This is a genomic window from Streptomyces sp. NPDC002825, from assembly GCF_040295385.1.
In the GTDB taxonomy this organism is placed as follows: Bacteria; Actinomycetota; Actinomycetes; order Streptomycetales; family Streptomycetaceae; genus Streptomyces.
Map to the genome: position 1 here is coordinate 1 of NZ_JBEOVH010000050.1, position 26,963 is coordinate 26,963.

A 26,963-nucleotide genomic window follows, 5' to 3' on the forward strand; every position below is an offset into this window, starting at 1 on the left:
GCCCGGTTACATTCCGAACCCGGAAGCTAAGCCTTTCAGCGCCGATGGTACTGCAGGGGGGACCCTGTGGGAGAGTAGGACGCCGCCGAACAATTCTTCAGGACCCCTGGTCCCAGCGTTCACGCTGGGACCAGGGGTCCTTTTGTTTTTTGCTTGACTTTTCCGATGCGCGGCTGAGTGCCGGCTGCGCGAGAATGACTGCAGTACCCGAAGACAGGAGTCACACCGATGTCCACCAACTCTCCCGACGACCGTCCGGAGCGCGAGCCGCGTCGCCGGGACGGTGCCGGTGGCGACCGGGGCGGCTTCCGCGGGCCGCGTCGTGACGACAACCGTGGCGGTGGCGGCTTCCGTCGCGATGATCGCGGTGGTGACAACCGCGGTGGTGGCTTCCGTCGTGACGACCGCGGTGGCGACAGCCGTGGCGGTGACAACCGCGGTGGTGGCTTCCGTCGCGATGACCGCGGTGGCGACAGCCGTGGCGGTGGCTTCCGCCGCGACGACCGCGGTGGCGACAACCGCGGTGGTGGCTTCCGTCGTGACGACCGGCGTGATGAGCGTCCGTCGTTCCGTCGCGATGACCGTCCCTCGTACGGGCAGCGTGACGACCGCCGTGACGACAACCGCGGCGGTGGCTTCCGTCGCGACGACCGTGGTGGTGACAACCGCGGTGGTGGCTTCCGTCGTGACGACCGCGGTGGTGACAACCGCGGTGGCGGTTTCCGTCGTGACGATCGGCGTGACGAGCGTCCGTCGTCGTTCCGTCGTGACGACCGTCCTTCGTACGGGCAGCGTGACGACCGCCGCGACGACAACCGCGGTGGCGGCTTCCGCCGCGACGACCGGCCCTCGTACCCCTCGCGTGACGACAGCCGCGGTGGCGGTGGGTTCCGTCGTGATGACCGTGGTGGCGACAGCCGCGGTGGTGGCTTCCGTCGCGATGACCGCGGTGGCGACAGCCGTGGCGGTGGCTTCCGTCGTGATGACCGTGGTGGCGACAGCCGCGGTGGCGGTTTCCGTCGTGATGACCGTGGTGGCGACAGCCGCGGTGGCGGTTTCCGTCGTGACGACCGTGGTGGCGACAGCCGCGGTGGCGGTTTCCGTCGTGACGACCGGCGTGACGAGCGTCCGTCGTCGTTCCGTCGTGACGACCGTCCCTCGTACGGGCAGCGTGACGACCGCCGCGACGACCGTCGTGACGATCGGCGTGACGAGCGTCCCTCGTCGTTCCGTCGTGACGACCGCGGTGGTGACAGCCGTGGCGGCGGCGGTTTCCGTCGTGACGACCGTGGTGGCGACAGCCGTGGCGGTGGCTTCCGCCGTGACGACCGCGGCGGCGACCGTGGTGGGTACCGTGGCCGCGACGACCGTGGCGGCGAGCGCGGTGGCTACCGCGGCCGGGACGACCGGGGTGGCTTCGGGCGTCGTGACGACCGGGACCGTGGCGACCGCGCGCCCATCAAGCGTCTGCCGATCCCGCCGGAGGTCACCGGTGAGGAGATCGACCCCGATGTGCGCCAGGAGCTGATGAGCCTGCCCAAGGGGCTCGCCGAGGACGTCTCGCGCAACCTCGTCATGGTCGCCCAGCTCATCGACGAGGACCCGGAGAAGGCGTACGGGTACTCCCGTGTCGCCCTGCGGCTCGCGTCCCGTGTCGCGGCCGTCCGCGAGGCCGCCGGCTTCGCCGCGTACGCCACGCAGAAGTACTCCGAGGCCCTCGCCGAGTTCCGCGCGGCTCGCCGGATGAGCGGCGGTGTCGAGCTGTGGCCCGTCATGGCCGACTGCGAGCGCGGCCTCGGCCGGCCCGAGCGGGCCCTCGCCATGGCCGGTGAGCCCGAGGTGCAGAAGCTGGACAAGGCCGGACAGGTCGAGATGCGGCTCGTCGCCGCCGGCGCCCGCCGGGACCTCGGTCAGCTCGACGCGGCCATCGTGACCCTGCAGAGCCCCGAGCTCGCCTCCAGCGCCGTGCACCCGTGGACCGCGCGCCTGCGGTACGCGTACGCCGACGCGCTCCTCGCCGCCGGCCGTGAGCGCGAGGCCCGCGAGTGGTTCGCCAAGGCCCTGGAGGCCGACAAGGACGGCGCCACGGACGCCTCCGACCGGCTCGCCGAGATGGACGGCGTCGAGTTCGTCGACGCGTTCGACGAGTCCGAGGACGAGGTCGACGAGTCCGACGAGACGGATGTCGTGGATGTCGAGCTCGACGTCGACGATGACGACGTCGACGATGACGACGACGACGAGGACGAGGACGACGAGCGGGACGGCGACAAGGGCTGATCCCTCGACGTGATGAAGAAGGGCGGCACCCGACGGGTGCCGCCCTTCTTCGTTGTCGTGCGCGCTCAGTCCAGCGCCAGGCTTCTCAGGACCAGGCCCGTCGCCGGCTTCGGGCCGAAGGAGGTCGACTTGCGGGGCATCGTGACGCCCTGGCGGGCGAGGTCGCGGACGACCTCCTCCCGCACCGGGTGCATGAGGACCGCCGTACCGCCGCGGCGTTCCGCCTGGGCGACCGCCGCCTCCGTGTCGTGGATGTAGGAGATGTCCTCGGGGGCGTCCGGGATGTGCCAGACGTGCTCCAGGAGGGTGGAGTGCAGGACCGTCGCGTCCAGGGTCCGCCAGGCCTGGGGGCGGTCCGTGCGGATCGTGCGCTCCAGGAGGGCCGGGTCCGGGCGGTCCAGGAGGTGGAAGGTGCCGTCGCCCGCGAGGAGGAAGGCGTTGCCCTCGGCCGTGGCCGACTCCAGGGCCTCCAGGGCCTTCGGGAGCGGCCGGTCGATGCGGCGCACCCGGAAGGAGTCGCCGAGGGCCGTGAGGGCGTCGGCGACCGGCAGGCGGTTGAGGAGGCGGTGGATGGCGCGGACCCGCAGCGGGTAGCGGGCGGTGTCGATGAGGAGGACCAGGCCGTAGTTCCAGGGGCCGGGGGCCGCGTGCTCCTCGCGCAGGCGCAGGTACGTCGCCCAGCGGTGGTGGCCGTCGGCGATGAGGGCCTGGTGGCCGGCCAGTTCGCCGGCGATCGTGGCGAGTTCGGCGGGGTCCGTGACCGACCAGAGGCGGTGCTGGAAGCCGTCCTCCGTGGTGGTGGAGAGCAGCGGCTCGCGCTGGACCGTGCGCTCGATGACGGCGTCGGCGCCGCCCTCCTCCGCCCCGACGTAGGTGAGGAGCAGCGGCTCCAGGTTCGCGGCGGTGGTCCGCATGAGGGCGGCGCGGTCCTCGACGACGTGCGGCATGACGTCCTCGTGGGGCAGGACGATGCCCTCGGCGGGGGTGGAGAGCTCCAGGGCGCCGATGACGCCGCGCTGGAGGATGCCGTCGCCGTTCTGCTCGTACACGTAGAGCGCGGGCTCCGGGTCCGGGGCGAGGACACCGTCCGCGAGCCAGCGGTCGAGGGTGACGGCGGCCTTGCGGTGGCGGGTGCCTGCGGTGATCGCCTGCGGGAGGATCAGCCGGACGATGTTGTGCGGGTCGGCGGACTCCAGATGGAGCAGTCCGTCAGGTCGTACGACGACGTCGTAGGGGGGAGACGTCACGGCGGCGAGGCTGCCGACCCGCTCGGGGACGTAACGGAGTCCGCGGAACGGGGCCAGGCGGAGGCCTGTGGCGTCGTCGCGGACGTCGTCGGCCGCGTGACCTGAGGTGTTCATCCTGTCATCGTATGTGCGCGGGCATGAGCGATGATCGGGAGAGTGGGGGAATTCACCCGGTGATCTGAGGAGTGTGCGGTGACGGTGCGGAACGGCGAGGGACGGCGCGAAGGCGGCAGGAAGCTCCCCGGGGGCAGCGCGGTCGCGCTGAGCGCGGCGTACGACACGGCGCTCCTCGACCTGGACGGGGTCGTGTACGCGGGTGGGGAGGCCGTGCCGCACGCCGTGGAGGCGCTCGGCGTGGCCCGGGCCGGCGGGATGCACCTGGCGTACGTCACCAACAACGCGCTGCGGACGCCCGGGGAGGTGGCGGAGCACCTGACGGAGCTGGGGGTGCCGGCGGAGGCCGGGGACGTGGTCACCTCGGCGCAGGCGGTGGCCCGGATGATCGCGGACGACCTGCCGGCCGGGTCCAGGGTGCTGGTCGTCGGCGGCGAGGGGCTGCGGGTGGCGCTGCGCGAGCGGGGACTCGTACCGGTGGAGTCGGCGGACGACGACCCCGCGGCCGTCGTGCAGGGGTACGGCGGGCCGGGGATGCCGTGGGCGCGGTTCGCCGAGGCTGCGTACGCGGTGGGGCGCGGGGTGCCCTGGTACGCCTCGAACACGGACCTGACCATTCCCGGGGCGCGGGGGATCGGGCCGGGGAACGGGGCGGCGGTGGAGGTCGTACGGATCGCCACCGGGCACCGCGTGGAGCCGAAGGTCGCCGGGAAGCCGCTGCCGCCGATGCACCGCGAGACGGTGCTGCGGACGGGGGCGGAGCGGCCGCTGGTGGTCGGGGACCGGCTGGACACGGACATCGAGGGCGCGTTCAACGGCGGGGTGGACTCGCTGCTCGTGCTGACCGGGGTGACGGACGTGGCGCAGCTGCTTGCGGCCGTGCCCGAGCACCGGCCGACGTATGTGGCGGGCGATCTGCGGGGACTGCTCACGGGGCAGCCCGAGGTCGTCGCGGAAGGGGACGGGGGCTTCGTGTGCGGGGGGTGGCGGGCCTCCGTGAGCGGCGGTGAGCTCGTCCTCGACGGCACGCCGGGGGACGGGGCGGACGTGATGGACGGGGTGCGGGCGCTGTGCGGGGCAGCGTGGTCCGCCGCGGACGCGCCCGGTGGGGGCGTGCCGGACGCGGGGAAGGTGCTCGCGCTGCTCGGGGTGTGAGACGCCGACGCCCTGGGCAGGGGGTGAAAGTTGGGTAGGCTAACCTAACTCCGCGTGGATCGTGGTCGTCACCGCCGGGCACGGCCACGGACGAGAAGCGGGAGTGCGGGTATGGACGGTCGGCAGCAGCAGCGCCTGAGCGCGGAATCGGTCACCCTGGCGTACGAGCAGCGGGTCATCGCCCGCGAGCTGTCCGTCGCGATCCCCGACAACTCGTTCACCGTCATCGTCGGGCCCAACGCCTGCGGCAAGTCCACCCTGCTGCGCGCCCTCTCCCGGATGCTGAAGCCCAGCGAGGGCCGTGTCCTGCTCGACGGGCAGTCGATCCACACGATGCCCGCCAAGAAGGTCGCCAAGACCCTCGGGCTGCTGCCGCAGACCTCCGTGGCCCCCGACGGCATCACCGTCGCCGACCTCGTCGCGCGCGGCCGCTACCCGCACCAGGGCCTGCTGCGCCAGTGGTCCACGGAGGACGAGCGGATCGTCCGGGAGTCCATGGAGTCGACCGGTGTCGCCGAGCTCGCCGGGCGGTACGTGGACGAGCTCTCGGGCGGGCAGCGCCAGCGCGTCTGGATCGCGATGGCGCTCGCCCAGCAGACGCCGCTGCTGCTGCTCGACGAGCCCACCACGTACCTCGACATCCAGCACCAGATCGACGTCCTCGACCTGTGTGCCGAACTGCACGAGACGCAGGGGCGGACGCTCGTCGCCGTCCTCCACGACCTGAACCACGCGGCCCGGTACGCGACGCATCTCATCGCCGTCCGCGACGGCGCGGTCGTCGCCGAGGGCCCGCCGTCGGAGGTCGTGACCGCCGATCTCGTCGAGCGGGTCTTCGGGCTGCGCTGCCAGGTCATCGACGACCCCGAGACGGGGACGCCGCTGGTCGTACCGGCCGGGCGGAAGGCGCGCGGCCGGACCGCCGTGCCGGCACAGACCGGGGAGCCGGCGCCTCAGGAGCCCGTGCTGCAGAAGTGAGGCCCGGGGCTACAGGAGCGACCGCAGCCGCAGGGGGTCGCGGAAGGGAAGAGCCGGTTCCTCAGGTGCGACCTCGGGCTACAGGAGCGACCGCAGCCGGAGGAGGTCGCGGAAGCCCGCCTCCAGCCTGACCCGGCCAGCGGCCCAGGCCTTCGCGAAGTTCAGCTCGCCGTCCACCATCGCCACCAGGTCGTCGCCGGTCATCGCGAGCCGGATCTGCGCCTTCGCCGGCGGCGGGCCGTCCACCGTCCCGTCGACCCGGATCCGGCCGTCCGCGAGACGGCCCGTGAACGTCGTGTCGAGGTCCGTGATGTGGCAGCTCAGGCTGCGGTCGAACGCGGCCGCGCCGCGCACGCCCTCGTCCGCCCGCGCGAGATTGTCCGAAAGTCTGTCGAGTGCGCCGCGGCACTCCGTGATCGTCGCCATCGCCGTCGACGGTACCCCAGGGCTTCGCGGTAGCGTCGGGGCCATGAGCGACACCACCCCCGAAGCCCCGCGGGCGCAGGATCCCGCCGAGACGTACGAGCCCGCCGCGCCCGCGCCGCTCGGTGTCGCCCTGGAGCTCACCGGCCATCCCGCCGTCGACGCCGCGCTCGCGCGTCTCGCCGAGCTCGACCACCTCCCGGCGGACGGACACCTGGAGGTGTACGAGGATGTACACCGTGGACTGCGCGCCGAGCTGACCTCGCTCGACACGCACCCCGCCCCCCGTCCGTACGACAACAGGAGCTGAACCGAACGTGGCAGGACCGGCACGCCGCCGTCTCGACGCCGAGCTGGTACGGCGCAAGCTCGCGCGCTCGCGCGAGCACGCCAGCCAGCTGATCGCCGCGGGCCGGGTGACCGTCGGCAAGACCGTCGCCACCAAGCCCGCCACCCAGGTCGAGACCGCCGCGGCCATCGTCGTCGCCCAGGACGACTCCGACCCCGACTACGTCTCGCGCGGCGGCCACAAGCTCGCCGGTGCCTTCGCCGCCTTCGTGCCCCAGGGGCTCGTGGTCGAGGGACGGCGCGCCCTGGACGCCGGAGCCTCCACCGGCGGCTTCACCGACGTCCTGCTGCGGGCGGGCGCCGCCCATGTCGTCGCCGTCGACGTCGGCTACGGACAGCTCGCCTGGTCGCTGCAGAGCGACGAGCGCGTCACCGTGAAGGACCGCACGAACGTACGCGAGTTGACGATCGACGCCATCGACGGCATCCCGGTCGACCTCGTCGTCGGCGACCTGTCCTTCATCCCCCTGGGGCTCGTCCTGCCGGCCCTCGCCGGCTGCACTGCGCCCGGCGCCGACCTCGTGCTCATGGTCAAGCCGCAGTTCGAGGTGGGCAAGGAGCGGCTCGGCACGGGCGGGGTCGTACGCTCGGCCGAACTCCGCGCGGACGCCGTGAAGAACGTCGCACGGCAGGCCGGCGAGCTCGGCCTCGGCGTCCTCGGCGTCACCGCCAGCCCGCTGCCCGGCCCCTCGGGCAACGTCGAGTACTTTCTGTGGCTGCGGGCAGGCGCGCCCGCGCTGGATCCGGCGGACGTCGACCGCGCCGTGGCGGAGGGACCTCGTTGAGCTCAACTGCAGCAGCACCATCGGGAACAACACGCACCGTCTTCCTGCTCGCGCACACCGGCCGTCCGGCCGCCGTGCGCAGCGCCGAACTGGTCGTCCTGGGGCTGCTGCGCAGCGGCATCGGCGTCCGCGTCCTGGAGGCCGAGGCCGCGGACCTGCCGCTGCCGCCGTCCGTCGAGAAGGTGCCGGAGGCCTGCTCCGACGCGCTCGACGGCTGTGAACTCCTCGTCGTCCTCGGCGGCGACGGCACCCTGCTGAGGGGCGCCGAGTTCTCCCGCGCCTCCGGCGTGCCCATGCTCGGCGTCAACCTGGGGCGCGTCGGCTTCCTCGCGGAGGCCGAGCGCGACGACCTCGACAAGGTCGTCGACCGGGTCGTCACCAAGGCGTACGAGGTCGAGGAGCGGATGACCCTCGACGTCGTCGTGTACGAGAACGGGGACGTCCTGCACCGCGACTGGGCGCTCAACGAGGCCGCCGTGCAGAAGGTCTCGCCCGAGCGGATGCTGGAGGTCGTCCTCGCGATCGACGGGCGCCCGGTGACCGGCTTCGGCTGCGACGGGGTGATCTGCGCGACACCCACCGGCTCCACCGCGTACGCCTTCTCGGCGGGCGGCCCGGTCGTCTGGCCCGAGGTCGAGGCGCTGCTCATGGTCCCGATCGGGGCCCACGCCCTCTTCGCCAAGCCGCTGATCACCACCCCCCAGTCGGTGCTCGCCGTCGAGGTCGAGCCGCACACCCCGCACGGAGTGCTGTGGTGCGACGGTCGGCGGACCGTGGAACTCCCGGCGGGCGCGCGCGTCGAGGTGCGGCGGGGCGCCGTGCCCGTGCGGCTCGCCCGGCTGCACCACGCCTCCTTCACCGACCGGCTCGTCGCCAAGTTCGCCCTCCCCGTCTCGGGGTGGCGGGGAGCACCGCACTGATCCCCCGGCCCGCTCCGTAACGAGTGGTGCTCCCGAGGGTTACGCACGGGGGCGATGTCGCATCCGACCCGGGAAACCTCGTATGGTCTGGGGCGTGCTGGAGGAGATGCGGATACGGTCGCTCGGGGTCATCGACGACGCGGTGGTCGAGCTGTCGCCCGGCTTCACCGCGGTGACCGGTGAGACCGGTGCGGGCAAGACGATGGTCGTGACCAGCCTGGGGCTGCTGCTCGGCGGACGTGCCGACCCGGCCCTGGTGCGGATCGGCGCGGCGTCGGCCGTCGTCGAGGGACGGATCAGCGTGCCCGCGGGCGCGCCCGCCGCCGTACGCGCCGAGGAGGCCGGGGCGGAGCTCGACGAGGGCGTGCTGCTCGTCAGCCGCACCGTCTCGGCCGAGGGACGCTCGCGCGCCCACCTGGGCGGGCGCTCCGTGCCCGTCGGGCTCCTCGCCGAGCTCGCCGACGAACTCGTCGCCGTCCACGGCCAGACCGACCAGCAGGGCCTGCTCAAGCCCGCCCGGCAGCGCGGCGCGCTCGACCGGTACGCGGGCGAGGCCGTCTCCGTGCCGCTCGCCGCCTACAGCGAGGTCTACCGGCGGCTGCGGGCCGTCACCGCCGAGCTGGACGAGATCACCACGCGCGCGCGTGAGCGGGCCCAGGAGGCCGATCTGCTGCGCTTCGGGCTAGGCGAGATCGAGGCCGTCGAGCCGCGCGCCGGCGAGGACGTCGAACTCGCCGCCGAGGCCGAGCGGCTCGGCCACGCCGAAGCCCTCGCCTCCGCCGCCGCGCTCGCGCACGGCGCGCTCGCGGGCAACCCCGAGGACCCCGAGGCCGTCGACGCGACCACCCTGGTCGCGGGTGCGGGCCGGGCCCTGGAGGCCGTGCGGTCGCACGATCCCGCGCTCGCCGGGCTCGCCGACCGGATGGGCGAGATCTCCATCCTGCTGTCCGACGTGGCGCAGGAGCTGGCCGGATACGCCGACGACCTCGACGCCGACCCGCTGCGGCTCGCCGCCGTCGAGGAGCGCCGGGCCGCCCTCACCCAGCTCACCCGGAAGTACGGCGAGGACATCTCCGCCGTCCTCGCCTGGGCAGAGGAGAGCGCCGGCCGGCTCGGCGAGCTCGACGGCGACGACGACCGGATCGAGGAGCTCACCGCCGAGCGCGACCGGCTGCGCGACGAGCTGTCGGTGCTCGCGCAGGCGCTCACCGACGCGCGCACGGAGACCGCCGCCCGGTTCGCCGACGCCGTCACCGCCGAGCTCGCCTCGCTGGCCATGCCGCACGCGCGCGTGTCCTTCGCCATCGCGCAGACCGAGTCCGTCGACGAGGCTTCGGGCATCGAGGTCGGCGGCCGCCGGGTCGCCTACGGGCCGACCGGCGCCGACGAGGTCGAGCTGCTGCTCGCCCCGCACCCCGGCGCCCCGCCCCGCCCCATCGCCAAGGGCGCGTCCGGCGGTGAGCTGTCCCGCGTGATGCTCGCCGTGGAGGTCGTCTTCGCCGGGGTCGACCCGGTGCCGACGTACCTCTTCGACGAGGTCGACGCGGGCGTCGGCGGCAAGGCGGCCGTCGAGATCGGCCGGCGGCTCGCCAAGCTCGCCAAGTCCGCGCAGGTCGTCGTCGTCACCCACCTCCCGCAGGTCGCGGCCTTCGCCGACCGGCAGCTGCTCGTCGAGAAGACCAACGACGGCTCCGTGACCCGCTCCGGCGTCACCGTCCTGGAGGGCGAGGAGCGCGTCCGGGAGCTGTCCCGGATGCTCGCCGGCCAGGAGGACTCCGAGACGGCCAGGGCCCACGCGGAGGAACTCCTGGCCGCGGCCCGGGCGGACGCGTGACGCGCGGCGTCGGCCGGGGCGGTTCGGGCGCTGCCGGTCCCGGGCGGGGCGCTGCCGCGTCCGCCGGGCTCGGGCGGGTCGGGACCCTCGCCGCGGCTCTCGGGGCGACCCGGGTCGCGTACGGGCAGCTGAGGCGACGGCCGCCGGGGAACCCGCGGAGCTGGCAGCGGACCAACTACGCGGACCGCCCCGTCTCCCTGCTGGCCGGTCCAGCCGTCGCCTTCGGCTCGGCCGCCGCCGTCCTGCCCGCCGCGCCCGCCGCCTCCCTCGCCGTCGCCGCGGCGGCCGTCTGCGGGCGGTACGACGACCTGCGCGGCGACCACCGGCGCGGGTTCCGGGCGCACCTGGGGGCGCTTCGGGACGGTGAGGTGACCAGCGGGGCCGTGAAGCTGTTCGGGATCGGTGCCGCCTCGCTCATCGCCGGAGCCCTCCTCAAGGACAAGCCCCTCGACAAGGTCCTCGCCGGCGTCGTCATCGCCGGCACCGCGCACCTGGTGAACCTCGTGGACGTACGGCCGGGGCGCGCGGGTCTTCTCGTGCTCGGGATCAGTGCGCCGGGGCTGCTGCGGGGGTCGCTCGCCGCCGCGCCGATGGGTGCCGTCGCGGCCCTCCTCGGCGAGGACCTCGGCGAGGAGACCATGCTCGGCGACACCGGCGCGCACGCGCTCGGCGCCGCCGTCGGCAGTGCCGTCGCCGCCGCCAACGGGCGGCTCGGGCTCGCCGCGCATGCCGGTGCGTTGGTCGCCGCGGCGGCGTGGGGGGAGCGCGCGGCTTCCGCCTGAGGGCGCGGTCGCTCCCTGTGCGCTCACCCGGGTGGGTGAACCCGCCGTGCGAGTCGTCGTGCCGTACGCCTTCCGTGCAGGGGAACGACGCCATTTCGGTGCCGGAACGTGCGTACGGTCGGGCGTGCGGGCTGGCATCCTTGGGCGCGTGACACAGCTCCGTACGGTCCAAGTGCTGGGCGGCGGCGGCGCGGGCAGCAGCGCGCACGTCCGATCACTTGCCTCGGGGCTGGTGGCGAGGGGCGTGCGGGTGACCGTGTGCGCCCCGGCCGAACTCGACCGCGCATACGACTATCTGGGCGCCGGCGCGCATTTCGTGCCGTTGCCGCGGCTCGGCGACCCCGCGACCGTCACCGCGCTCCGCAACGCCTGCATCGGCGCGGACGTGGTCCACGCGCACGGGCTCCAGGCGTCCGTACGGGCCGCGCTCGCGCTCGCCGGGGGCACCCGGACCCCGCTCGTGACCACCTGGCACAGCCGGAACCACGTCGACGGGGCGCGGGGCGGGGTGCTGCGGCTCCTCGAACGGAAGACCGCGCGCGCCGCGACCGTCGTCCTCGGCACCTCCTCCGAACTCGTCGACCGGGCGCGGCGGCGGGGGGCCCGCGACGCCCGTCTCGCCCCCGTCACCGTGCCCGCCGCGCGCGGACCCGTCTGCCTCCACGACGGCAAGGCCCGCGCCGAACTCGGCGCCGTCGACCGGCCCCTGCTCATGGCCGTCGGGGCGCTCGAACGCGGCCGGGGGTACCGGACGCTGCTCGACGCGGCGCGCTTGTGGCGGGGGCTCGATCCGGAGCCGCTGCTCGTCATCGCGGGGGAGGGGCGTGAACGGGCCTTCCTGCAGCGGCGGATCGTCGAGGAGCGGCTTTCCGTGCGGCTCATCGGGCGGCGGGACGATGTCGCCGAGCTGCTCGCGGCGGCCGACGTCGCGGTCCTGCCCTCGCGGTGGGAGGCCCGCTCCCTGCTCGCGCAGGAGGCGCTCCGGCTCGGGGTGCCGCTCGTCGCGACGGCCGTCGGCGGTGTACCGGAACTCGTCGGGGACGCGGCGGAGCTCGTGCCGTACGGGGACGCGGCGGCCCTGGCGGGGGCGGTGCGGGGGCTCTTGGAGGACGCGGAGCGGCGGATGGACCTGGCGGCGGCCGGGCGGGTGCAGGCGGGGTCCTGGCCCACGGAGGACGAGACGGTGGCGCACGTCCTGTCGGTGTACGACGAGCTGTCGGGGCGGTAGCGGTTCCGCGCCGTTGTGGGCCGCGCTTCTGCCCGTTGTGGGCAGGCGTTCCGGAAGGGGCGGTGCCCACCCGCAACGGAACGGAGCCCTTGCCGGCGCCAGAGGCTTCCGCGCCTCGACCCGCACCGACCGTGCGCCGCGCATCGTGGTGCGGGTCCAGGCGCGGAACGCGGAGGCGCCGCTGGAGGGCGCCGTCCCGTGTGCCCACCCGTCCCGCCCTGGGGTCCCCCCGGACGAAGTCTGGGGGAGGGACGATTGCCCACACGGGGGCCCTACAGCGTGTGGCGGCGGGCTCTGAGGGCCAGGGAGAGGGCCAGGACCGTCTGGGGGTCGTCCAGGTCCGTGCCCAGGAGTTCGGAGATGCGGGCCAGCCGGTTGTAGAGGGTCTGCCGGTTGAGGTGCAGCTCGCGCGCCGTCTCCGCCTTGCGCCCCGCGTGCGCCAGATACGTTTCGAGGGTCGGCAGCAGCGGCGGGCGGGACGCCTTGTCGTGGTCCCGCAGCGGGCCGATCGCCCGGTCCACGAACGCCGCCAGGTCCGGGTGGTCCCGGAGCCGCCAGAGCAGCAGGTCGATGTCCAGGCGCCTCGCGTCGTACCACGGGAGGTCCGAGAGGCCCTGCGCCGCCGCCGCCGTCTCCGCGGCGTGCCGCAGGCCCGCCGAGGCCGCGGCCCAGCCGCCCGCCACGCCGACCACGACCACCGGCGGGTGCACCCCGGCCCGTTCCAGGCCGGCCCGCTCCACGCCCGCCCGCAGGGCCGCCGCGACGCGGTCCGCGACCGCCGTGCGTTCCGATTCCGAGCGCAGGCCCAGGAGGAGCGGGACCCGGCCTTCCACCGGGCGGACGCCCAGGAGGGCCGGGACGCCCACCGAGGACAGTTCCTCCAGGACCGCCCGGGCCAGCAGGGCCCAGTTGCCCGAGGGGGACAACTCCGAGGCGAGGCGCATCACCACAGGGAGCAGCGGGCCCTCGCCCGGCTTGAATCCCAGGACCCTCGCCTGCGCCGGCGCGTCCTCCGCCGAGATCCGGCCCTCCGCCAGGTCCGTCAGGAAGTCGCCCCGGCCGCGGGCCGCCAGTTCCTCCTCCTGGCGGGCCTGCATGAGGACGACGGCCAGGAGCCCGGCCGCTCGCTCGGCTGCCATCCGGTGGACCGGGGAGAGCGGGCCCGAGACCGAGAGGAGGACCAGGCGGGCCCGTACCGAGCCGGTACCGGGGCCGCCGCCGGGGACGTCGACGAGGACCGTGCCCGTGGGCGGTCCGGACTCGCGGGCCGCCCGCTGGCCGCGCAGACCGTCCCACACCTGGAGCGGGTCGGCCGGCGCGGACTCGGTGCCCGCCGCGTAGAGCAGCTGTCCGTCGGCGGTCTCCAGGAAGACCGGGTTGGCGGCGAAGTCGGAGAGGATCCGGAGGACCTGCGGGACCCCGCCGCCGCCGAGCAGCGCCTCGGTGCACTGCCGGTGGACCTCCTCGGCCTGCCGCTGGAGGGCGTAGTGGCCGTTGACGATCTCGGTGTGGATCTCCTCCGTGACGGCGACGAAGGGGACCTCGCGGTGGAGCTGGACGAGCGGCAGACCGGCGGCCCGCGCGGTCTCCACTATCGTCGCCGGGAGGCGGGCGAAGCGCGGGCCCAGTTCGACGACGAGCGCCGCGATGCCCCGGTCGGCGAGCCGGCGGACGAAGGCGCGCTGTTCGGCGGGGCGGGTGCCCAGGCCGAGGCCCGTCGTGAGGAGCAGTTCGCCGCCCTTGAGCAGCGACGCGATGTTCGGCACCTCGCCCGCGTGCACCCAGCGCACCGTGCGGTGGAGCCGGTCCGCGCCGGCCACGACCTCCGGGAGCCCGCCGCGCAGTCCGGGCAGCTCGAGCGCCCGCTGCACGGTGATCCCGCCCTGATTGTCCATGGAGCCGGACGCTACCCGCGTCCGTGTTCCGGCGACATCACCTGACGGTTACGGGACCGGACAGTTCGTACACCAGGGCGACAACTCGTCGCCCCCTGGCGGGAATTGTGCGACCGGATGTCGATTGTGGCCTACGTCACGCGCGAGGATCCTCTCGGCCCATGGCAGAGAACCCCACCCCAGAGGTCCACCGGCTCAAGGCGAACTCGGTCGGACTCGTCGGCGTCGTCTTCATGGCCGTCGCCACCGCCGCCCCGATCACGGCGATGACCGGAAACCTCCCCATAGCCGTCGGCTTCGGCAACGGCACCGGCGCTCCCGCCGGATATCTCTTCGCGACGGTCGTCCTGACCGTCTTCTCGGTCGGCTACGTCGCCATGGCCAAGCGGATCACGGCCGCCGGCGCCTTCTACGGCTACATCTCGCACGGCCTCGGCCGGATCGCCGGCATGGCCTCCGGAATGCTCGCCGTCCTCGCGTACATCGTCTTCGAGGCCTCGATCGTCGGCGTCTTCGCCTACTTCGCCAAGACCACGGTCGCCGACCAGCTCGGCGTCGACGTGCCCTGGATCCTGTACGCGGCGGTCATGCTGGCCGTCACCGCCGTCCTGTCGTACTTCGACATCAACCTGACCGCCAAGGCGCTGGGCGTGATGCTGGTCGCGGAGATCGCCGTCCTCTTCGCGGTCGCCACCGCCGTCCTGATCGCCGGCGGCGGCCCGGACGGCATCCCGGTCGAGCCGATCAACCCGAAGAACGCCTTCACCGGCACCTCCGCGGGACTCGGCCTCTTCTTCGCCTTCTGGTCCTGGGTCGGCTTCGAGTCGACCGCGATGTACGGCGAGGAGTCCCGCGACCCCAAGCGGGTGATCCCGCGCGCCACCCTGATCTCCGTCATCGGCGTCGGCCTCTTCTACATCTACGTCTCGTGGATGACGATCGCGGGGAACGGCCTCGCCGGCTCCGTGAAGCTGTCCTCGTCCGCGAGCCCCCTCGACCTGTTCTTCGCGCCCACCCAGTCCTTCATCGGCGCCTGGGCCGTCGACGCCTTCCAGTGGCTGCTGCTCACCGGCTCCTTCGCCTGCGGGATGGCCTTCCACCAGTGCGCCGCGCGCTATCTGTACGCCATCGGCCGGGAGGGCTTCCTCCACCCGGCGCTCGGCCGGACGCACGCCAAGCACGGCTCGCCGTACATCGCCTCGTTCGTGCAGAGCGTCATCGCCGTCGGCCTCGTCGCCGCCTTCTGGCTCACCGGCCAGGACCCGTACATCCACCTCTACACGCTGCTCGCGATCCTCGGCACGATGGCGATCCTCATCGTCCAGACCCTCTGCTCCTTCGCCGTCATCGGCTACTTCCGCAAGAACCACCCCGAGGACCGGCACTGGTTCAAGACCCTCACGGCCCCGCTCCTCGGCGGCGTCGGCATGATCGCCGTCGTCGTACTGCTGATCATGAACATGGAGACCGCGGCCGGTCTCGCCGCCGACTCCCTCTTCTTCAAGGCGATCCCCTGGATCGTCGGCGCCGTCTTCTTCGGCGGGCTCGGACTCGGCTTCTACCTCAAGGTCAAGCAGCCCCGGCGCTACGAGATCATCGGCCGGATCGTCCTGGAGGACGCCACCGAGCGCACCGACGAAGAAGCCCCCGTCACCGCCTCCGTACCGCAGAGCTGACCCCACCCTCACCCTCCAGGAGCGCCCCCATGGCACGCACCAACCCGATGCACCTCCTGAAGAACCTCGCCGCCGAGCACGCCGCCGCCCGACGGCTGAACCTCCCCGTCGACGAACTGCGGGGCATGAGAGCCGACGCCCTCGGACGCCGGGCCCTCCTCAAGTACGCCACCGCCGCCGGCATCGCCGTCGGCGCGGGCGTCGGATCGGCCGTGCCCGCCGCGGCCGCCCCCACGCCCGCCCCGCCGGTCAGGAGCACCGCCCGGATCGCCGTCGTCGGCGCCGGGATCTCCGGGCTCACCGCCGCCCTCACCCTCCAGGACGCCGGACTGAGCCCGGTGCTCTACGAGGCGAACCCGTCCAGGGTCGGCGGCCGCATGTGGACCCAGCGGGACCACTGGGCGTACGGCCAGACCTCCGAGATCGGCGGCGAGCTGATCGACACCAGCCACAAGAAGATCCTGGAGCTCTGCCGCCGCTTCGGCCTGGCCACCGAGGACTTCCTCGGCGGTGGACCCAACGGAGCCGAGGAGGTCCTCTGGTTCAACGGCACGTACTACCCGCGCGCCCAGGCCGACGAGGACTTCAACGCCGTCTACCAGGCCCTCCACCGCGACCTGCTCGACGCGGGCGAGGTGTTCTGGAACCAGACCACCCCCACCGGCACCGCCCTCGACAACATGTCGCTGTACGAGTGGATCGAGACCCGCGTCCCCGGCGGACACTCCTCACCGCTGGGGAAGTTCATCGACGTCGCCTACAACGTCGAGTACGGCGCCGACACCGCCGAACAGTCCTCGCTCGCCCTCGTCCTGCTCATGGGCTACCAGACCAATCCGGGCAACTTCAACATCTGGGGCCTGTCCAACGAGCGCTACCACGTCGTCGGCGGCAACGACCGGCTCCCCAACGCCATCGCCGGGGCGCTCGCCCCCGGCACGCTGAAGCCGGGCTGGTCGCTGAACGCCGTACGGGCCAACGCCGACGGCACCCAGACGCTCACCTTCACCGAGGCGGGCGCCACCCGGACCGTCACCGCCGACCACACGATCCTGTGCGTCCCGCTGCCGATCCTCCAGCAACTCGACACCTCCCAGGCCGGGTTCGACCCGCTCATGCGCAACCTGCTGCGGGACGCGCGCATGGGCTACTGCACCAAGCTCAACATGCAGTTCGGCACGCGGCCCTGGCGCGGCACCGGGGCCTGGCCCGGGGTCTCCGCCGGCGACTGCTTCACGGACAGCGAGGTGCAGCAGACCTGGGACACCACCAAGGTCCAGGGCGGCACCGGCGGCATCCTCATCCAGTACGGCGGCGGCAGCCTGGCCCGGAACCTGAACCCGGCCGGGCCGTTCTCCACCGAGTCCGACCCGTACGTACGGAACCTGGTCACGCGTTACCTGGCCGGCATCGACGCCTTCTTCCCCGGCACCTCCAAGGCGTACACCGGCCGCGCCCAGCTCTCCGCCTGGCACAAGAACCCCTACTCCCTCGGCGCGTACTCCTGTTGGCCCGTCGGATACCTCCACCGGTACGCCGGGTACGAGGGCACCGCCCAGGGCAACGTCCACATCGGCGGCGAGCACTGTTCGTACGACTTCCAGGGCTTCATGGAAGGCGGCGCGACCGAGGGCGCCCGCGCCGCCCAGGAGGTGGTCACCGCGCTGCGATGAGCCGGATCAGCCGGCAGGGGCGATGTTCTGGTTGAACCGGAACACGTTGTCGGGGTCGTACTCGGCCTTCACGGCGGCGAGCCGGCGGTAGTTCTCCTCGCCGAACGAGGAGACGATCCGCTGCTCGCCCTCGGCGCCGACGAAGTTGAGGTACGTCGCGTCGAGCGCCCACGGCCGCACATCGGCCCGCACGTCGCGCACCCACTGCTGCGCCCGCTCGTCGAGCGCCGGGTCCTCCCAGGTCGCGAACGGGTGCACCGCCCAGGGCGCGGTGCGCCACGGCTGCGGATACGTGGAGGGCCCGGCGGCCACCTGCCCGCCCATCAGGAACAGCACCTGCTGGGTGGCGGTCCCCGCCGGGATCCCCGCGCCGCGGGCGCAGAAGACGTCCACGGCCTCGTCGTCGAACTCCCGCAGGTACTCGGCCGACCAGTAGTTCCGCAGCCCCGGCGGATCGTCCATCATCGACTGCAGGTCCACGTACGGGATGTCCGTGACGATCTCCACCACCGGCTTCAGCGCGAACAGCGGCGCCGCGAACTCGCGCAGCTCGCCGACCGGCCCGGTGTACGTGAACAGCGCCCCGCACACCAGTTTCCCGACCAGTTCCTCGGGGATGAATGGCTCCGGGGGCGCAGGCACATAGATAGCGCCGCCGCCCATCTCGTCCGGCGCGCTCAGGCCGAGGTCGCGGAAGGTGCGCACCACCTCGGGCGCGTTCTCCGGCAGGAAGAACAGCATCGCGACGCTCATCCGGGGCAGCGGGTGCAGCCGCAGCGTCAGCGAGGTCGCCACCCCGAAGTTCCCGCCGCCGCCGTGCAGTGCCCAGAAGAGCTCCGGGTTCTCCTCCGCGTCCGTGTGGACGTGCTTGCCCTCGGCGGTGATCAGGTCGGCGGCCAGCAGGTTGTCGCTGGCGAGGCCGAACTTCCGCTCCAGCCAGCCGGATCCGCCGCCCAGGGTGAAGCCGCCGACGCCGGTCGTGGACACCCGCCCGCCGGTGGTCGCCACATGGAACGGCTGGCACGCGTGGTCCAGGTGGGCCATCGTCGCCCCGCCCTCGATCCGTACCGTCATGTCCTCCGGGTCCACGACGACCGCGTGCATCCGGCGGAGGTCGACGACCAGCGCGCCGTCGATCATGGAGGTCCCGGCGACGCTGTGCCCGCCGCCGCGGACCGCGATCGGCAGGTCCGCCTCGCGGCCGAACAGGATCGCGTTGGACACGTCCGCCTGGGTGGCGCACTGGGCGATCACCGACGGGCGCCGGTCGATCATGCCGTTGTGCAGGGCGCGGGCCTCGTCGTAGCCCGGATCGCCGGGCGTGATCACCTCACCGGCCAGATCCTCGACCAGTCCGGCCAGTGCGCTCTCGGACACATGGGGAGCCATGGGAGCCCCCCTTTCGTACGGGGGGACAGGACCCTCTCATCGTAGGTCCCGTGCCCCCCGGGGCGCTCCTCAGCCGCCGTACGCGCCGCTCGCCGTCAGCCGCAGCGCGGTGTCGATCAGCGGGACATGGCTGAAGGCCTGCGGGAAGTTGCCCACCTGCCGCTGGAGCCGCGCGTCCCACTCCTCGGCGAGCAGTCCGAGGTCGTTGCGGAGCGCGAGCAGCTTCTCGAAGAGCGTGCGGGCCTCGTCGACCCGGCCGATCATCGCCAGGTCGTCCGCCAGCCAGAAGGAACAGGCGAGGAACGCGCCCTCGTCGCCCTCCAGGCCGTCCACCCCGGCCTCCTCGCCGGCCGTCGGATAGCGCAGCACGAAGCCGTCCTCCGTGGACAGCTCGCGCTGGATCGCCTCGATCGTGCCGATGACCCGCTTGTCGTCCGGCGGCAGGAAGCCCATCTGCGGGATGAGCAGCAGCGAGGCGTCCAGCTCCTGGGAGCCGTACGACTGCGTGAAGGTGTTCCGCTCCTTGTCGTAACCCTTCTCGCAGACGTCCCGGTGGATCTCGTCGCGCAGCTCGCGCCAGCGCTCCAGCGGGCCGTCGGCGTCCCCGGACTCGATCAGCTTGATCGTGCGGTCCACGGCCACCCAGGCCATCACCTTGGAGTGCACGAAGTGGCGACGGGGGCCACGGACCTCCCAGATGCCCTCGTCGGGCTGGTCCCAGTGCGTCTCCAGGTACTGGATCAGCTTGATCTGGAGCAGGGAGGCGTAGTCGTTGCGGGACAGGCCGGTCATGTGCCCCAGGTGCAGGGCCTCCGTGACCTCGCCGTACACGTCCAGCTGGAGCTGGTTCGCGGCGCCGTTGCCGACCCGGACGGGGCCGGAGTTCTCGTACCCGGGGAGCCAGTCCAGCTCCGCCTCGCCGAGCTCGCGCTCACCCGCGATGCCGTACATGATCTGCAGGTTCTCCGGGTCGCCCGCGACGGCGCGCAGCAGCCAGTCCCGCCAGGCGCGGGCCTCCTCGCGGTAGCCGGTGCGCAGCATCGAGGACAGGGTGATCGCCGCGTCCCGCAGCCAGGTGTAGCGGTAGTCCCAGTTCCGTACGCCGCCGATCTCCTCCGGCAGCGAGGTCGTCGGCGCGGCGACGATCCCGCCCGTCGGCGCGTACGTCAGCGCCTTCAGGGTGATCAGCGAACGGATCACGGCCTCCCGGTACGGGCCGTGGTAGGTGCAGTGCTCGACCCACTCCCGCCAGAAGTCGGCGGTCGCCTCCAGCGCGCCCTCCGGGTCCGGCAGCGCCGGCGGCTGCTTGTGCGAGGGCTGCCAGGAGAGGGTGAAGGTGATCCGCTCCCCGGGCGTGACCGTGAACTCGGAGTACGTCGTCAGGTCCTTGCCGTGCGTCTCCACAGCGGTGTCCAGCCACACCGAGTCGGGCCCGGCGACCGCGACCGTGCGCTCCCCGACCTTGTGCACCCACGGCACGATCCGGCCGTAGCTGAACCGCATCCGCAGCGAGGAACGCATCCGCACCCGGCCCGAGACGCCCTCGACGATCCGGATCAGCTGCGGCGCGCCGTCGCGCGGCGGCATGAAGTCGGTCACCCGGACCGTGCCCCGCGGGGTGTCCCACTCGGACTCCAGGATCAGCGAGTCGCCCACGTAGCGGCGCCGGTCGGCCGGGGCCGGCTCCGCGTCCGCCGGACCCGCCGGGCTCACCCGCCAGAACCCGTGTTCCTCGGTGCCGAGCAGCCCCGCGAAGATCGCGTGCGAGTCGAAGCGGGGGAGACACAGCCAGTCGACGCTGCCGTCCCGGCAGACCAGGGCGGCGGTCTGCATGTCTCCGATGAGTGCGTAATCCTCGATGCGCCCGGCCACGTGCTTCACTCCAGTCGTACGGCCACGTCCGCCCCCGAGGGGGCGCTTGCTGCTGATGTGCGTGATGTCTGTGCGATGTCGGCAAGGCCAGTGTGCGGGACGAACCGGTCTGCTCGGCGAGACGAGCGGATCTGCTCGACGAACGGGCCTGCCTGAGCGGCGGGCGGCGCCGACCTCCTCGGCGGGCGGTGTCCGAGCAGAATACGTGCCACCCGGGCGACCGTAGTGATCACACGGGCCGTGCGCTGCTCCACCCGGGTGAGCTGCGCCTTCCCCCGGTCCCGACGGCCGCGTCGCCGTCCGTGAACACCCGACTGCCGCGTGTGGCCGGAAGCGGTCTCCCGATGTCGCTGATACCCTGGTACCCCGTGGACCGGTGGGAAACGGCGACAGCCGAGGACCCCGAAACCGCAGCGACGGCACCCCCCGATTCTTCCGGAGGGCACGCCGGTACGCACCTCCAGAACGCGACCACGGGAGCCCCCTCTTGGCGATGCCGCCCAACACCACGACGACCAAGCACATCTTCGTCACCGGGGGTGTCGCCTCCTCCCTCGGCAAGGGCCTCACCGCCTCCAGCCTGGGCATGCTGCTCAAGGCACGGGGACTGCGCGTCGTGATGCAGAAGCTCGACCCGTACCTGAACGTCGACCCGGGCACGATGAACCCCTTCCAGCACGGTGAGGTGTTCGTCACCAACGACGGCGCCGAGACCGACCTGGACATCGGCCACTACGAGCGCTTCCTCGACGTCGACCTCGACGGCTCGGCCAACGTCACCACCGGCCAGGTCTACTCCCAGGTCATCGCCAAGGAGCGGCGCGGCGAGTACCTCGGTGACACCGTGCAGGTCATCCCGCACATCACCAACGAGATCAAGTCCCGGATCCGCCGCATGGCGACCGACGAGGTCGACGTCGTCATCACCGAGGTCGGCGGCACGGTCGGCGACATCGAGTCCCTGCCGTTCCTGGAGACCGTCCGCCAGGTCCGCCACGAGGTCGGCCGCGACAACGTCTTCGTCGTGCACATCTCGCTGCTGCCCTACATCGGCCCCTCCGGCGAGCTGAAGACCAAGCCGACCCAGCACTCCGTCGCCGCCCTGCGCAACATCGGCATCCAGCCCGACGCCATCGTGCTGCGCTGCGACCGCGAGGTCCCCACCGCCATCAAGCGCAAGATCAGCCTGATGTGTGACGTGGACGAGGCCGCCGTCGTCGCCTGCCCGGACGCCCGCTCCATCTACGACATCCCGAAGGTCGTGCACTCCGAGGGCCTCGACGCCTACGTGGTGCGCAAGCTGGACCTCCCCTTCCGCGACGTGGACTGGACCGTCTGGGAGGACCTCCTGGACCGCGTCCACAACCCCGACCACGAGGTCACCGTCGCGCTCGTCGGCAAGTACATCGACCTGCCCGACGCCTACCTGTCGGTCACCGAGGCCATGCGCGCCGGCGGCTTCGCCAACAAGGCGCGGGTCAAGGTCAAGTGGGTCACCTCCGACGACTGCAAGACCCCGGCCGGCGCCGCCAAGCAGCTCGGCGACGTCGACGGCATCCTCATCCCCGGCGGCTTCGGCGACCGCGGTGTGTCCGGCAAGGTCGGCGCGATCCAGTACGCCCGCGAGAACAAGGTGCCGCTGCTCGGCATCTGCCTCGGCCTGCAGTGCATCGTGATCGAGGCCGCGCGGAACCTGGCCGACATCCCCGAGGCCAACTCCACCGAGTTCGACCCGGCCACCGCGCACCCCGTCGTCTCCACGATGGAGGAGCAGCTGGCCTACGTCGAGGGCGCCGGCGACCTGGGCGGAACGATGCGCCTGGGCCTCTACCCGGCGAAGCTCGCCGAGGGCTCGGTCGTCCGCGAGACCTACAGCGACGAGCCGTACGTCGAGGAGCGCCACCGCCACCGCTACGAGGTGAACAACGCCTACCGTGCGGAGCTGGAGAAGAAGGCCGGTCTGGTCTTCTCCGGCACCTCCCCGGACAACAAGCTCGTCGAGTTCGTCGAGTACCCGAAGGACGTCCACCCCTACCTGGTCGCCACCCAGGCGCACCCGGAGCTGAAGTCCCGCCCGACCCGCCCGCACCCGCTCTTCGCGGGCCTGGTGAAGGCGGCCGTGGAGCGCAAGACCGCGAAGTAGCCTCTGGGGTTAACGTTTCCGGGGTACTGGTCCTCTTTCGGGACCGGTACCCCGGTTCTTCGTATGTGGGAGGCTACTGATGCAGGTGCAGGACACCCCGGAGGAGTGGCGGGTCGTCGCCACCACCACCCCCTTCACGGGCAAGAAGACGAGTGTCCGCACGGACGACGTGGTCATGCCGGACGGTTCCGTCGCCCGCCGCGACTACCAGGTCCACCCGGGCTCCGTCGCCGTCCTCGCCCTCGACGAGCAGGACCGTGTCCTCGTCCTCCGGCAGTACCGGCACCCCGTACGGCAGAAGCTCTGGGAGATCCCGGCCGGGCTGCTCGACGTGCCCGGCGAGAACCCGCTGCACGCCGCCCAGCGCGAGCTGTACGAGGAGGCGCACGTCAAGGCGGAGGACTGGAAGGTCCTCGCCGACCTCTACACCTCGCCCGGCGGCTCCGACGAGGCCGTACGGATCTTCCTCGCGCGGGACCTCGCGGACGCGGAGGGGGAGCGGTACGAGGTCGCCGACGAGGAGGCGGACATGGAGCTGGCGCGGGTGCCGCTGGCGGAGCTGGCGCGGGGGGTTCTGGCGGGGGAGCTGCACAACTCGTGTCTGGTGGCGGGGGTGCTGGCGGTGGTGGCGGCGCGGGCGGGGGGCGACGTGGAGTCGCTGCGCCCGGCGACGACGCCTTGGCCGGCCCGCCCGTTCGAGTCGTAAGGCCCGGCGCCCCTTGCGGAACGCCTGCCCACAACGGGGTGGGCACCGCACCTTGCGGAACGGCTGCCCACAACGGGGGCGTGGTGTGAAGATCTGCTGATCCGATCGGGGGAAACGTCCGCGCTGCTCCGCCAGGTCCCCCTCCCGCCCTGAACTACGCTCGGAATCGCCCGTGCGGAGCCCCCCGCCGGGATCGGCTCGTGCGCAGGTGGACGGGAGCGTGGCCCGTGACGGATCAGGCGGTGGCGGCGGCCGGCAGCCGGCAGTTCTTCGGCCGGCAGCGGGAGTTGAAGGCCCTGCGCGCCGACATCGAACGGACCGGCCTCGACACCCTCACCGGGCGCAAGGCCCCCCGCGCCCGGGTCCTGCTCATCGCCGGCAAGCCCGGCTCCGGACGGACCGCCCTCGCCGAGGAGCTGGTGGCCGGGCTCGCCGACCGCTACCCCGACGGAGTCTTCCGCGCCCGGCTCACCGAGCCCGGCGGCGAGCCCGTCCCCACGGCGCGCGTCGCCCAGGAACTCCTCGCCGCGCTCGGCGTCGCCGAACCCCCCGGCGCCGGCGAGGACGAGCTGACCGAGCTCGTCAGGGGCGCGCTCGCGGACCGGCGGGCCGTACTCGTCCTCGACGACGCCGTCGACGCCGAGCAGGCCGACCCCCTCATCCCCGACAACCCCGACGCCCTGGTCGTCGGCGTCGCCCGGGGGCCGCTCACCGGCATTCCCGACGTCCGGCCCTGCACCGTCGGCGGGCTCGACCCCAAGTCGGCCATCGAGCTGCTGACCGCCTTCACCGGCTCCGTCCGCATCACCGTCGACCCGCAGGCCGCCGAGACCCTCGTCGAGGAGTGCGGCGGGCTGCCCGCCGCCGTCGTGCTGGCGGGCGGCTGGCTGGCGAGCCGCCCCAAGGCCTCCGTCGCCGATCTCGCCAAGCGGCTGCGCGGGCTCGGCGGCGATCCCCTCACCCGGACCTTCCTGCTCGCACACGAGGCGCTGCCCGCCACCGCCGCCCGGATACTGCGATTCCTCGCCCTGGCCCCGCTGGGCCGGGCCGACGCCCACACCGCCTCGGCCCTGGCCGGCTGCTCGGTCTCCGCGGCCGCGACCACCCTCGCCGACTTCGCCGCCCTGGGGCTCGTCTCGGGCGGCGAGGACGGACAGTACGAGGTGCGCGCGCATCTCGTCCCCCTCCTTCGCGCCGAGCTGGAGGAGCGCGACCGGCCCGCCGAGGTGCAGCTCGCCCGGGCCCGGATGCTGGAGCGGACCGTACGGCTCCTCCAGTCCTGCCGTGCGGTCACCGAACCCGAGGGCTCGCCCGCCCGCCGGAAGCTGGCCGGCCTGCCGCGCGCCCTGCGTTTCCCGAGCGCGGCCGCGGCCGCCGCCTGGCTGGACTCCCGGCAGGCCGTGCTCCTGGCCTCCGCCCGGCTCGCCGTCGCCGACGGAGAGCTCGACACCCTGGCCCGACGACTCGTCGCCTCGCTCGTGAGGGCGCTCGCGGCACATCGGGGCGCCGAGGCCGCCGCCCCCCAGCTGTACGGCCTGCACCGGCTCGTCCTGGACGTGGCCGAGCGGCGCGGGCTGCACCGCGAGCGGGCCGCTGCCCTGCTCAACCTGGCCGATCTGGATGCCCGAACCGGCAGGACGAAGGACGCTCTGCTGCGATATCGGTCGGCTTTGGACGCCGGACGCAAAGCAAATGACCCGTACGCGACGGGTCGCGCAATGGAATCCGTAGGTGGCTCGTATCAGGAGCTGGGGGACTGGCAGCGGGCCGGCGACTGGTACGGACGGGCCCTCGCCCAGCGCCTGGCCCGGGACGAGCGCGCCGACCAGGCCCGGCTGTACGCCCGCCTCGGAGCCGTACAGACCTATGCGGGGCGGTACGGGGAGGCCCTGCGGAGCTGGCGCGCCGCCGCGGCCGGGTACCGCAGGCTCTCCGATCTCCCGGGCTACGCAAGGGCGTTGAGCGAGGCGGCCCGGGTCCAGGAGTACGCCGGGCGGCCCGAGGAGTCGCTGCGGACCTGCGAGGAAGCGGTGGAGTGGGCCCGCCGGGCCAAGGACACCCGGCTCCAGGCCGCGCTCCAGCTGAGGCTGGCCGACACCCTCGACCGGCTCGGCGACCCCGCGGCGGCCGGGCTGCACCGCTCGGCAGCGGAGAGACTCCTGGAAACGGAACCATCAGCCTACGAAATCCGCAGTGGCTCCGGCGAAGATTAGTACTTTGAAAGGCTAGACAGGGAGAACTCCTTCATTAGACTGGGTGCGCCGCGTTCGAACGTGGTCTGCCCCGGTGCGCCGCAGTGCATCCGGGTATGTATCTCAGTGCCCCAGATATCCCCCTGATTCAAGGACCGTGATCGACGATGAAGGTCGGCATCCCCCGCGAGGTCAAGAACAACGAGTTCCGCGTGGCCATCACCCCCGCCGGTGTCCACGAGCTCGTCCGCAACGGCCACCAGGTCTTCATCGAGCAGAACGCCGGTGTCGGCTCCTCCATCACGGATGAGGAGTACGTCGCCGCCGGCGCCGAGATCCTCGCGACCGCCGACGAGGTCTGGGCCACGGCCGACCTGCTGCTCAAGGTCAAGGAGCCCATCGCGGAGGAGTACCACCGCCTCCGCAAGGACCAGACCCTCTTCACCTACCTGCACCTCGCCGCCTCCCGTGAGTGCACGGACGCCCTCCTGCAGTCCGGCACCACCGCCATCGCGTACGAGACCGTCGAGACCGCGAACCGCGCGCTCCCGCTGCTCGCCCCGATGTCCGAGGTCGCGGGCCGCCTGGCCCCGCAGGTCGGCGCCTACCACCTGATGCGCTCGGCCGGCGGCCGTGGCGTCCTCCCCGGCGGCGTCCCCGGCACCCACGCCGGCGAGTGCGTCGTCATCGGCGGCGGCGTCTCCGGCTGGAACGCCGTGCAGATCGCCATCGGCATGGGCTTCCACGTGACCCTGCTCGACCGTGACATCAACAAGCTCCGCGAGGCCGACAAGATCTTCGGCACGAAGGTCAAGACGATCGTCTCCAACGCCTTCGAGCTGGAGAAGGCCGTCATCGAGGCCGACCTCGTCATCGGCGCCGTCCTCATCCCGGGCGCCAAGGCCCCGAAGCTGGTCACCAACGAGCTCGTCGCCAAGATGAAGCCCGGAAGTGTCCTTGTCGACATTGCGATCGACCAGGGCGGCTGCTTCGAGGACTCCCACCCGACCACCCACGCCGAGCCGACCTTCCAGGTCCACAACTCGGTCTTCTACTGCGTCGCCAACATGCCGGGCGCGGTCCCGAACACCTCCACCTACGCCCTCACCAACGCCACGCTGCCCTACATCGTGTCGCTGGCGAACAACGGCTGGGTCGAGGCGCTGCGCCGCGACTCCGCGCTCGCCCTGGGCCTCAACACCCATGACGGCAAGGTGGTTTACAAGGAGGTCGCCGAGGCGCACGGTCTCGAGCACGTCGAGCTGAGCAGCCTCCTCGCCTGACCCTGAAGGCTCTTTGACGGAGGCCCCGTCAACGCGTGCC

General features: G+C 72.7%; 20 protein-coding genes, 1 rRNA gene and 1 pseudogene. 17 read left to right on the forward strand and 5 right to left on the reverse strand.

Features of this window, described 5'->3' with window-relative positions:
- The 3 genes and pseudogenes from rrf to ABT041_RS36985 form a co-directional block, all read left to right on the forward strand.
- Window positions 1-91: ribosomal RNA gene (gene rrf, locus ABT041_RS36975) — 5S ribosomal RNA — on the forward strand; the annotation flags it as partial.
- Window positions 92-351: 260 nt separating this feature from the next.
- Window positions 352-945, forward strand: a pseudogene (locus ABT041_RS39160) (DEAD/DEAH box helicase); the annotation flags it as partial.
- A 582-nt stretch (window positions 946-1,527) separates the two neighbouring features.
- Complete coding sequence (locus ABT041_RS36985) at window positions 1,528-2,280, forward strand: tetratricopeptide repeat protein (RefSeq protein WP_502976697.1); 753 nt, start codon at window positions 1,528-1,530, stop codon at window positions 2,278-2,280.
- A gap of 65 nt (window positions 2,281-2,345) precedes the next feature.
- Here the strand turns inward: ABT041_RS36985 and ABT041_RS36990 are convergent, their stop codons facing one another.
- Window positions 2,346-3,641 (reverse strand): DUF1015 domain-containing protein, encoded by a 1,296-nt coding sequence (locus ABT041_RS36990; RefSeq protein ID WP_351192991.1) that lies wholly within the window; start codon window positions 3,639-3,641, stop codon window positions 2,346-2,348.
- 78 nt (window positions 3,642-3,719) lie between these two features.
- On the opposite strand from ABT041_RS36990, the gene ABT041_RS36995 reads away from it, so the two are divergent.
- Both ABT041_RS36995 and ABT041_RS37000 read left to right on the forward strand, forming a co-directional pair.
- A complete protein-coding gene (locus ABT041_RS36995) occupies window positions 3,720-4,796 on the forward strand; it encodes an HAD hydrolase-like protein (RefSeq protein WP_502976694.1) in 1,077 nt (358 codons plus the stop codon).
- 111 nt (window positions 4,797-4,907) lie between these two features.
- Complete coding sequence (locus ABT041_RS37000; protein ID WP_351192993.1) at window positions 4,908-5,774, forward strand: ABC transporter ATP-binding protein; 867 nt, start codon at window positions 4,908-4,910, stop codon at window positions 5,772-5,774.
- Window positions 5,775-5,852: 78 nt separating this feature from the next.
- Here the strand turns inward: ABT041_RS37000 and ABT041_RS37005 are convergent, their stop codons facing one another.
- Complete coding sequence (locus ABT041_RS37005; RefSeq protein WP_351192996.1) at window positions 5,853-6,200, reverse strand: SCP2 sterol-binding domain-containing protein; 348 nt, start codon at window positions 6,198-6,200, stop codon at window positions 5,853-5,855.
- 43 nt (window positions 6,201-6,243) lie between these two features.
- Here ABT041_RS37005 and ABT041_RS37010 point away from each other — a divergent pair, with 43 nt between their 5' ends.
- The 6 genes from ABT041_RS37010 to ABT041_RS37035 all read left to right on the forward strand — a co-directional run bounded on the left by ABT041_RS37010 (window position 6,244) and on the right by ABT041_RS37035 (window position 12,094).
- A complete protein-coding gene (locus ABT041_RS37010; RefSeq protein WP_351192998.1) occupies window positions 6,244-6,507 on the forward strand; it encodes a hypothetical protein in 264 nt (87 codons plus the stop codon).
- A 7-nt stretch (window positions 6,508-6,514) separates the two neighbouring features.
- Complete coding sequence (locus ABT041_RS37015) at window positions 6,515-7,330, forward strand: TlyA family RNA methyltransferase (RefSeq protein WP_351193000.1); 816 nt, start codon at window positions 6,515-6,517, stop codon at window positions 7,328-7,330.
- Window positions 7,327-8,250, forward strand: coding sequence for an NAD kinase (locus tag ABT041_RS37020; RefSeq protein WP_351193003.1), 924 nt, complete (start codon window positions 7,327-7,329; stop codon window positions 8,248-8,250). Before ABT041_RS37015 ends, ABT041_RS37020 begins: the two co-directional genes overlap by 4 nt.
- 82 nt (window positions 8,251-8,332) lie before the next feature.
- The gene (gene recN / locus ABT041_RS37025; RefSeq protein ID WP_351193005.1) at window positions 8,333-10,084 is read left to right on the forward strand and encodes a DNA repair protein RecN; all 1,752 of its coding nucleotides are present in this window, start codon (window positions 8,333-8,335) and stop codon (window positions 10,082-10,084) included.
- A complete protein-coding gene (locus ABT041_RS37030) occupies window positions 10,081-10,866 on the forward strand; it encodes a hypothetical protein (RefSeq protein WP_502976695.1) in 786 nt (261 codons plus the stop codon). The genes recN and ABT041_RS37030 overlap by 4 nt, the downstream gene beginning before the upstream one ends.
- 148 nt (window positions 10,867-11,014) lie before the next feature.
- Window positions 11,015-12,094 carry a glycosyltransferase family 4 protein gene (locus ABT041_RS37035; RefSeq protein WP_351193008.1) on the forward strand — a complete coding sequence of 360 codons (1,080 nt, stop codon included), beginning with the start codon at window positions 11,015-11,017 and terminating at the stop codon, window positions 12,092-12,094.
- 272 nt (window positions 12,095-12,366) lie between these two features.
- Here ABT041_RS37035 and ABT041_RS37040 read toward each other — a convergent pair whose 3' ends face one another.
- Complete coding sequence (locus ABT041_RS37040) at window positions 12,367-13,989, reverse strand: PucR family transcriptional regulator (RefSeq protein ID WP_351193010.1); 1,623 nt, start codon at window positions 13,987-13,989, stop codon at window positions 12,367-12,369.
- A gap of 161 nt (window positions 13,990-14,150) precedes the next feature.
- On the opposite strand from ABT041_RS37040, the gene ABT041_RS37045 reads away from it, so the two are divergent.
- Together ABT041_RS37045 and ABT041_RS37050 are read left to right on the forward strand one after the other, a co-directional pair.
- Window positions 14,151-15,665 carry an APC family permease gene (locus ABT041_RS37045; protein WP_351193013.1) on the forward strand — a complete coding sequence of 505 codons (1,515 nt, stop codon included), beginning with the start codon at window positions 14,151-14,153 and terminating at the stop codon, window positions 15,663-15,665.
- 29 nt (window positions 15,666-15,694) lie between these two features.
- The gene (locus ABT041_RS37050; protein ID WP_351193015.1) at window positions 15,695-17,338 is read left to right on the forward strand and encodes a flavin monoamine oxidase family protein; all 1,644 of its coding nucleotides are present in this window, start codon (window positions 15,695-15,697) and stop codon (window positions 17,336-17,338) included.
- 6 nt (window positions 17,339-17,344) lie between these two features.
- On the opposite strand, the gene ABT041_RS37055 is transcribed toward ABT041_RS37050, so the two are convergent.
- Together ABT041_RS37055 and ABT041_RS37060 are read right to left on the reverse strand one after the other, a co-directional pair.
- Window positions 17,345-18,727, reverse strand: a complete 1,383-nt coding sequence (locus ABT041_RS37055) for an FAD-binding oxidoreductase (protein ID WP_351193018.1) — start codon at window positions 18,725-18,727, stop codon at window positions 17,345-17,347.
- 69 nt (window positions 18,728-18,796) lie between these two features.
- Entirely contained in the window at window positions 18,797-20,599 is a 1,803-nt protein-coding gene (locus ABT041_RS37060; RefSeq protein WP_351193020.1) for a glycoside hydrolase family 15 protein, read from the reverse strand.
- A 493-nt stretch (window positions 20,600-21,092) separates the two neighbouring features.
- On the opposite strand from ABT041_RS37060, the gene pyrG reads away from it, so the two are divergent.
- The 4 genes from pyrG (at window position 21,093) to ald (ending at window position 26,923) form a co-directional block, all read left to right on the forward strand.
- A complete protein-coding gene (gene pyrG / locus ABT041_RS37065) occupies window positions 21,093-22,742 on the forward strand; it encodes a CTP synthase (protein WP_351193022.1) in 1,650 nt (549 codons plus the stop codon).
- 79 nt (window positions 22,743-22,821) lie between these two features.
- Window positions 22,822-23,448, forward strand: coding sequence for an NUDIX domain-containing protein (locus ABT041_RS37070; RefSeq protein WP_351193025.1), 627 nt, complete (start codon window positions 22,822-22,824; stop codon window positions 23,446-23,448).
- 227 nt (window positions 23,449-23,675) lie between these two features.
- The gene (locus tag ABT041_RS37075; protein WP_351193028.1) at window positions 23,676-25,661 is read left to right on the forward strand and encodes an AAA family ATPase; all 1,986 of its coding nucleotides are present in this window, start codon (window positions 23,676-23,678) and stop codon (window positions 25,659-25,661) included.
- Window positions 25,662-25,807: 146 nt separating this feature from the next.
- Window positions 25,808-26,923, forward strand: a complete 1,116-nt coding sequence (gene ald, locus ABT041_RS37080) for an alanine dehydrogenase (RefSeq protein ID WP_351193031.1) — start codon at window positions 25,808-25,810, stop codon at window positions 26,921-26,923.
- Window positions 26,924-26,963 lie beyond the last annotated feature (40 nt).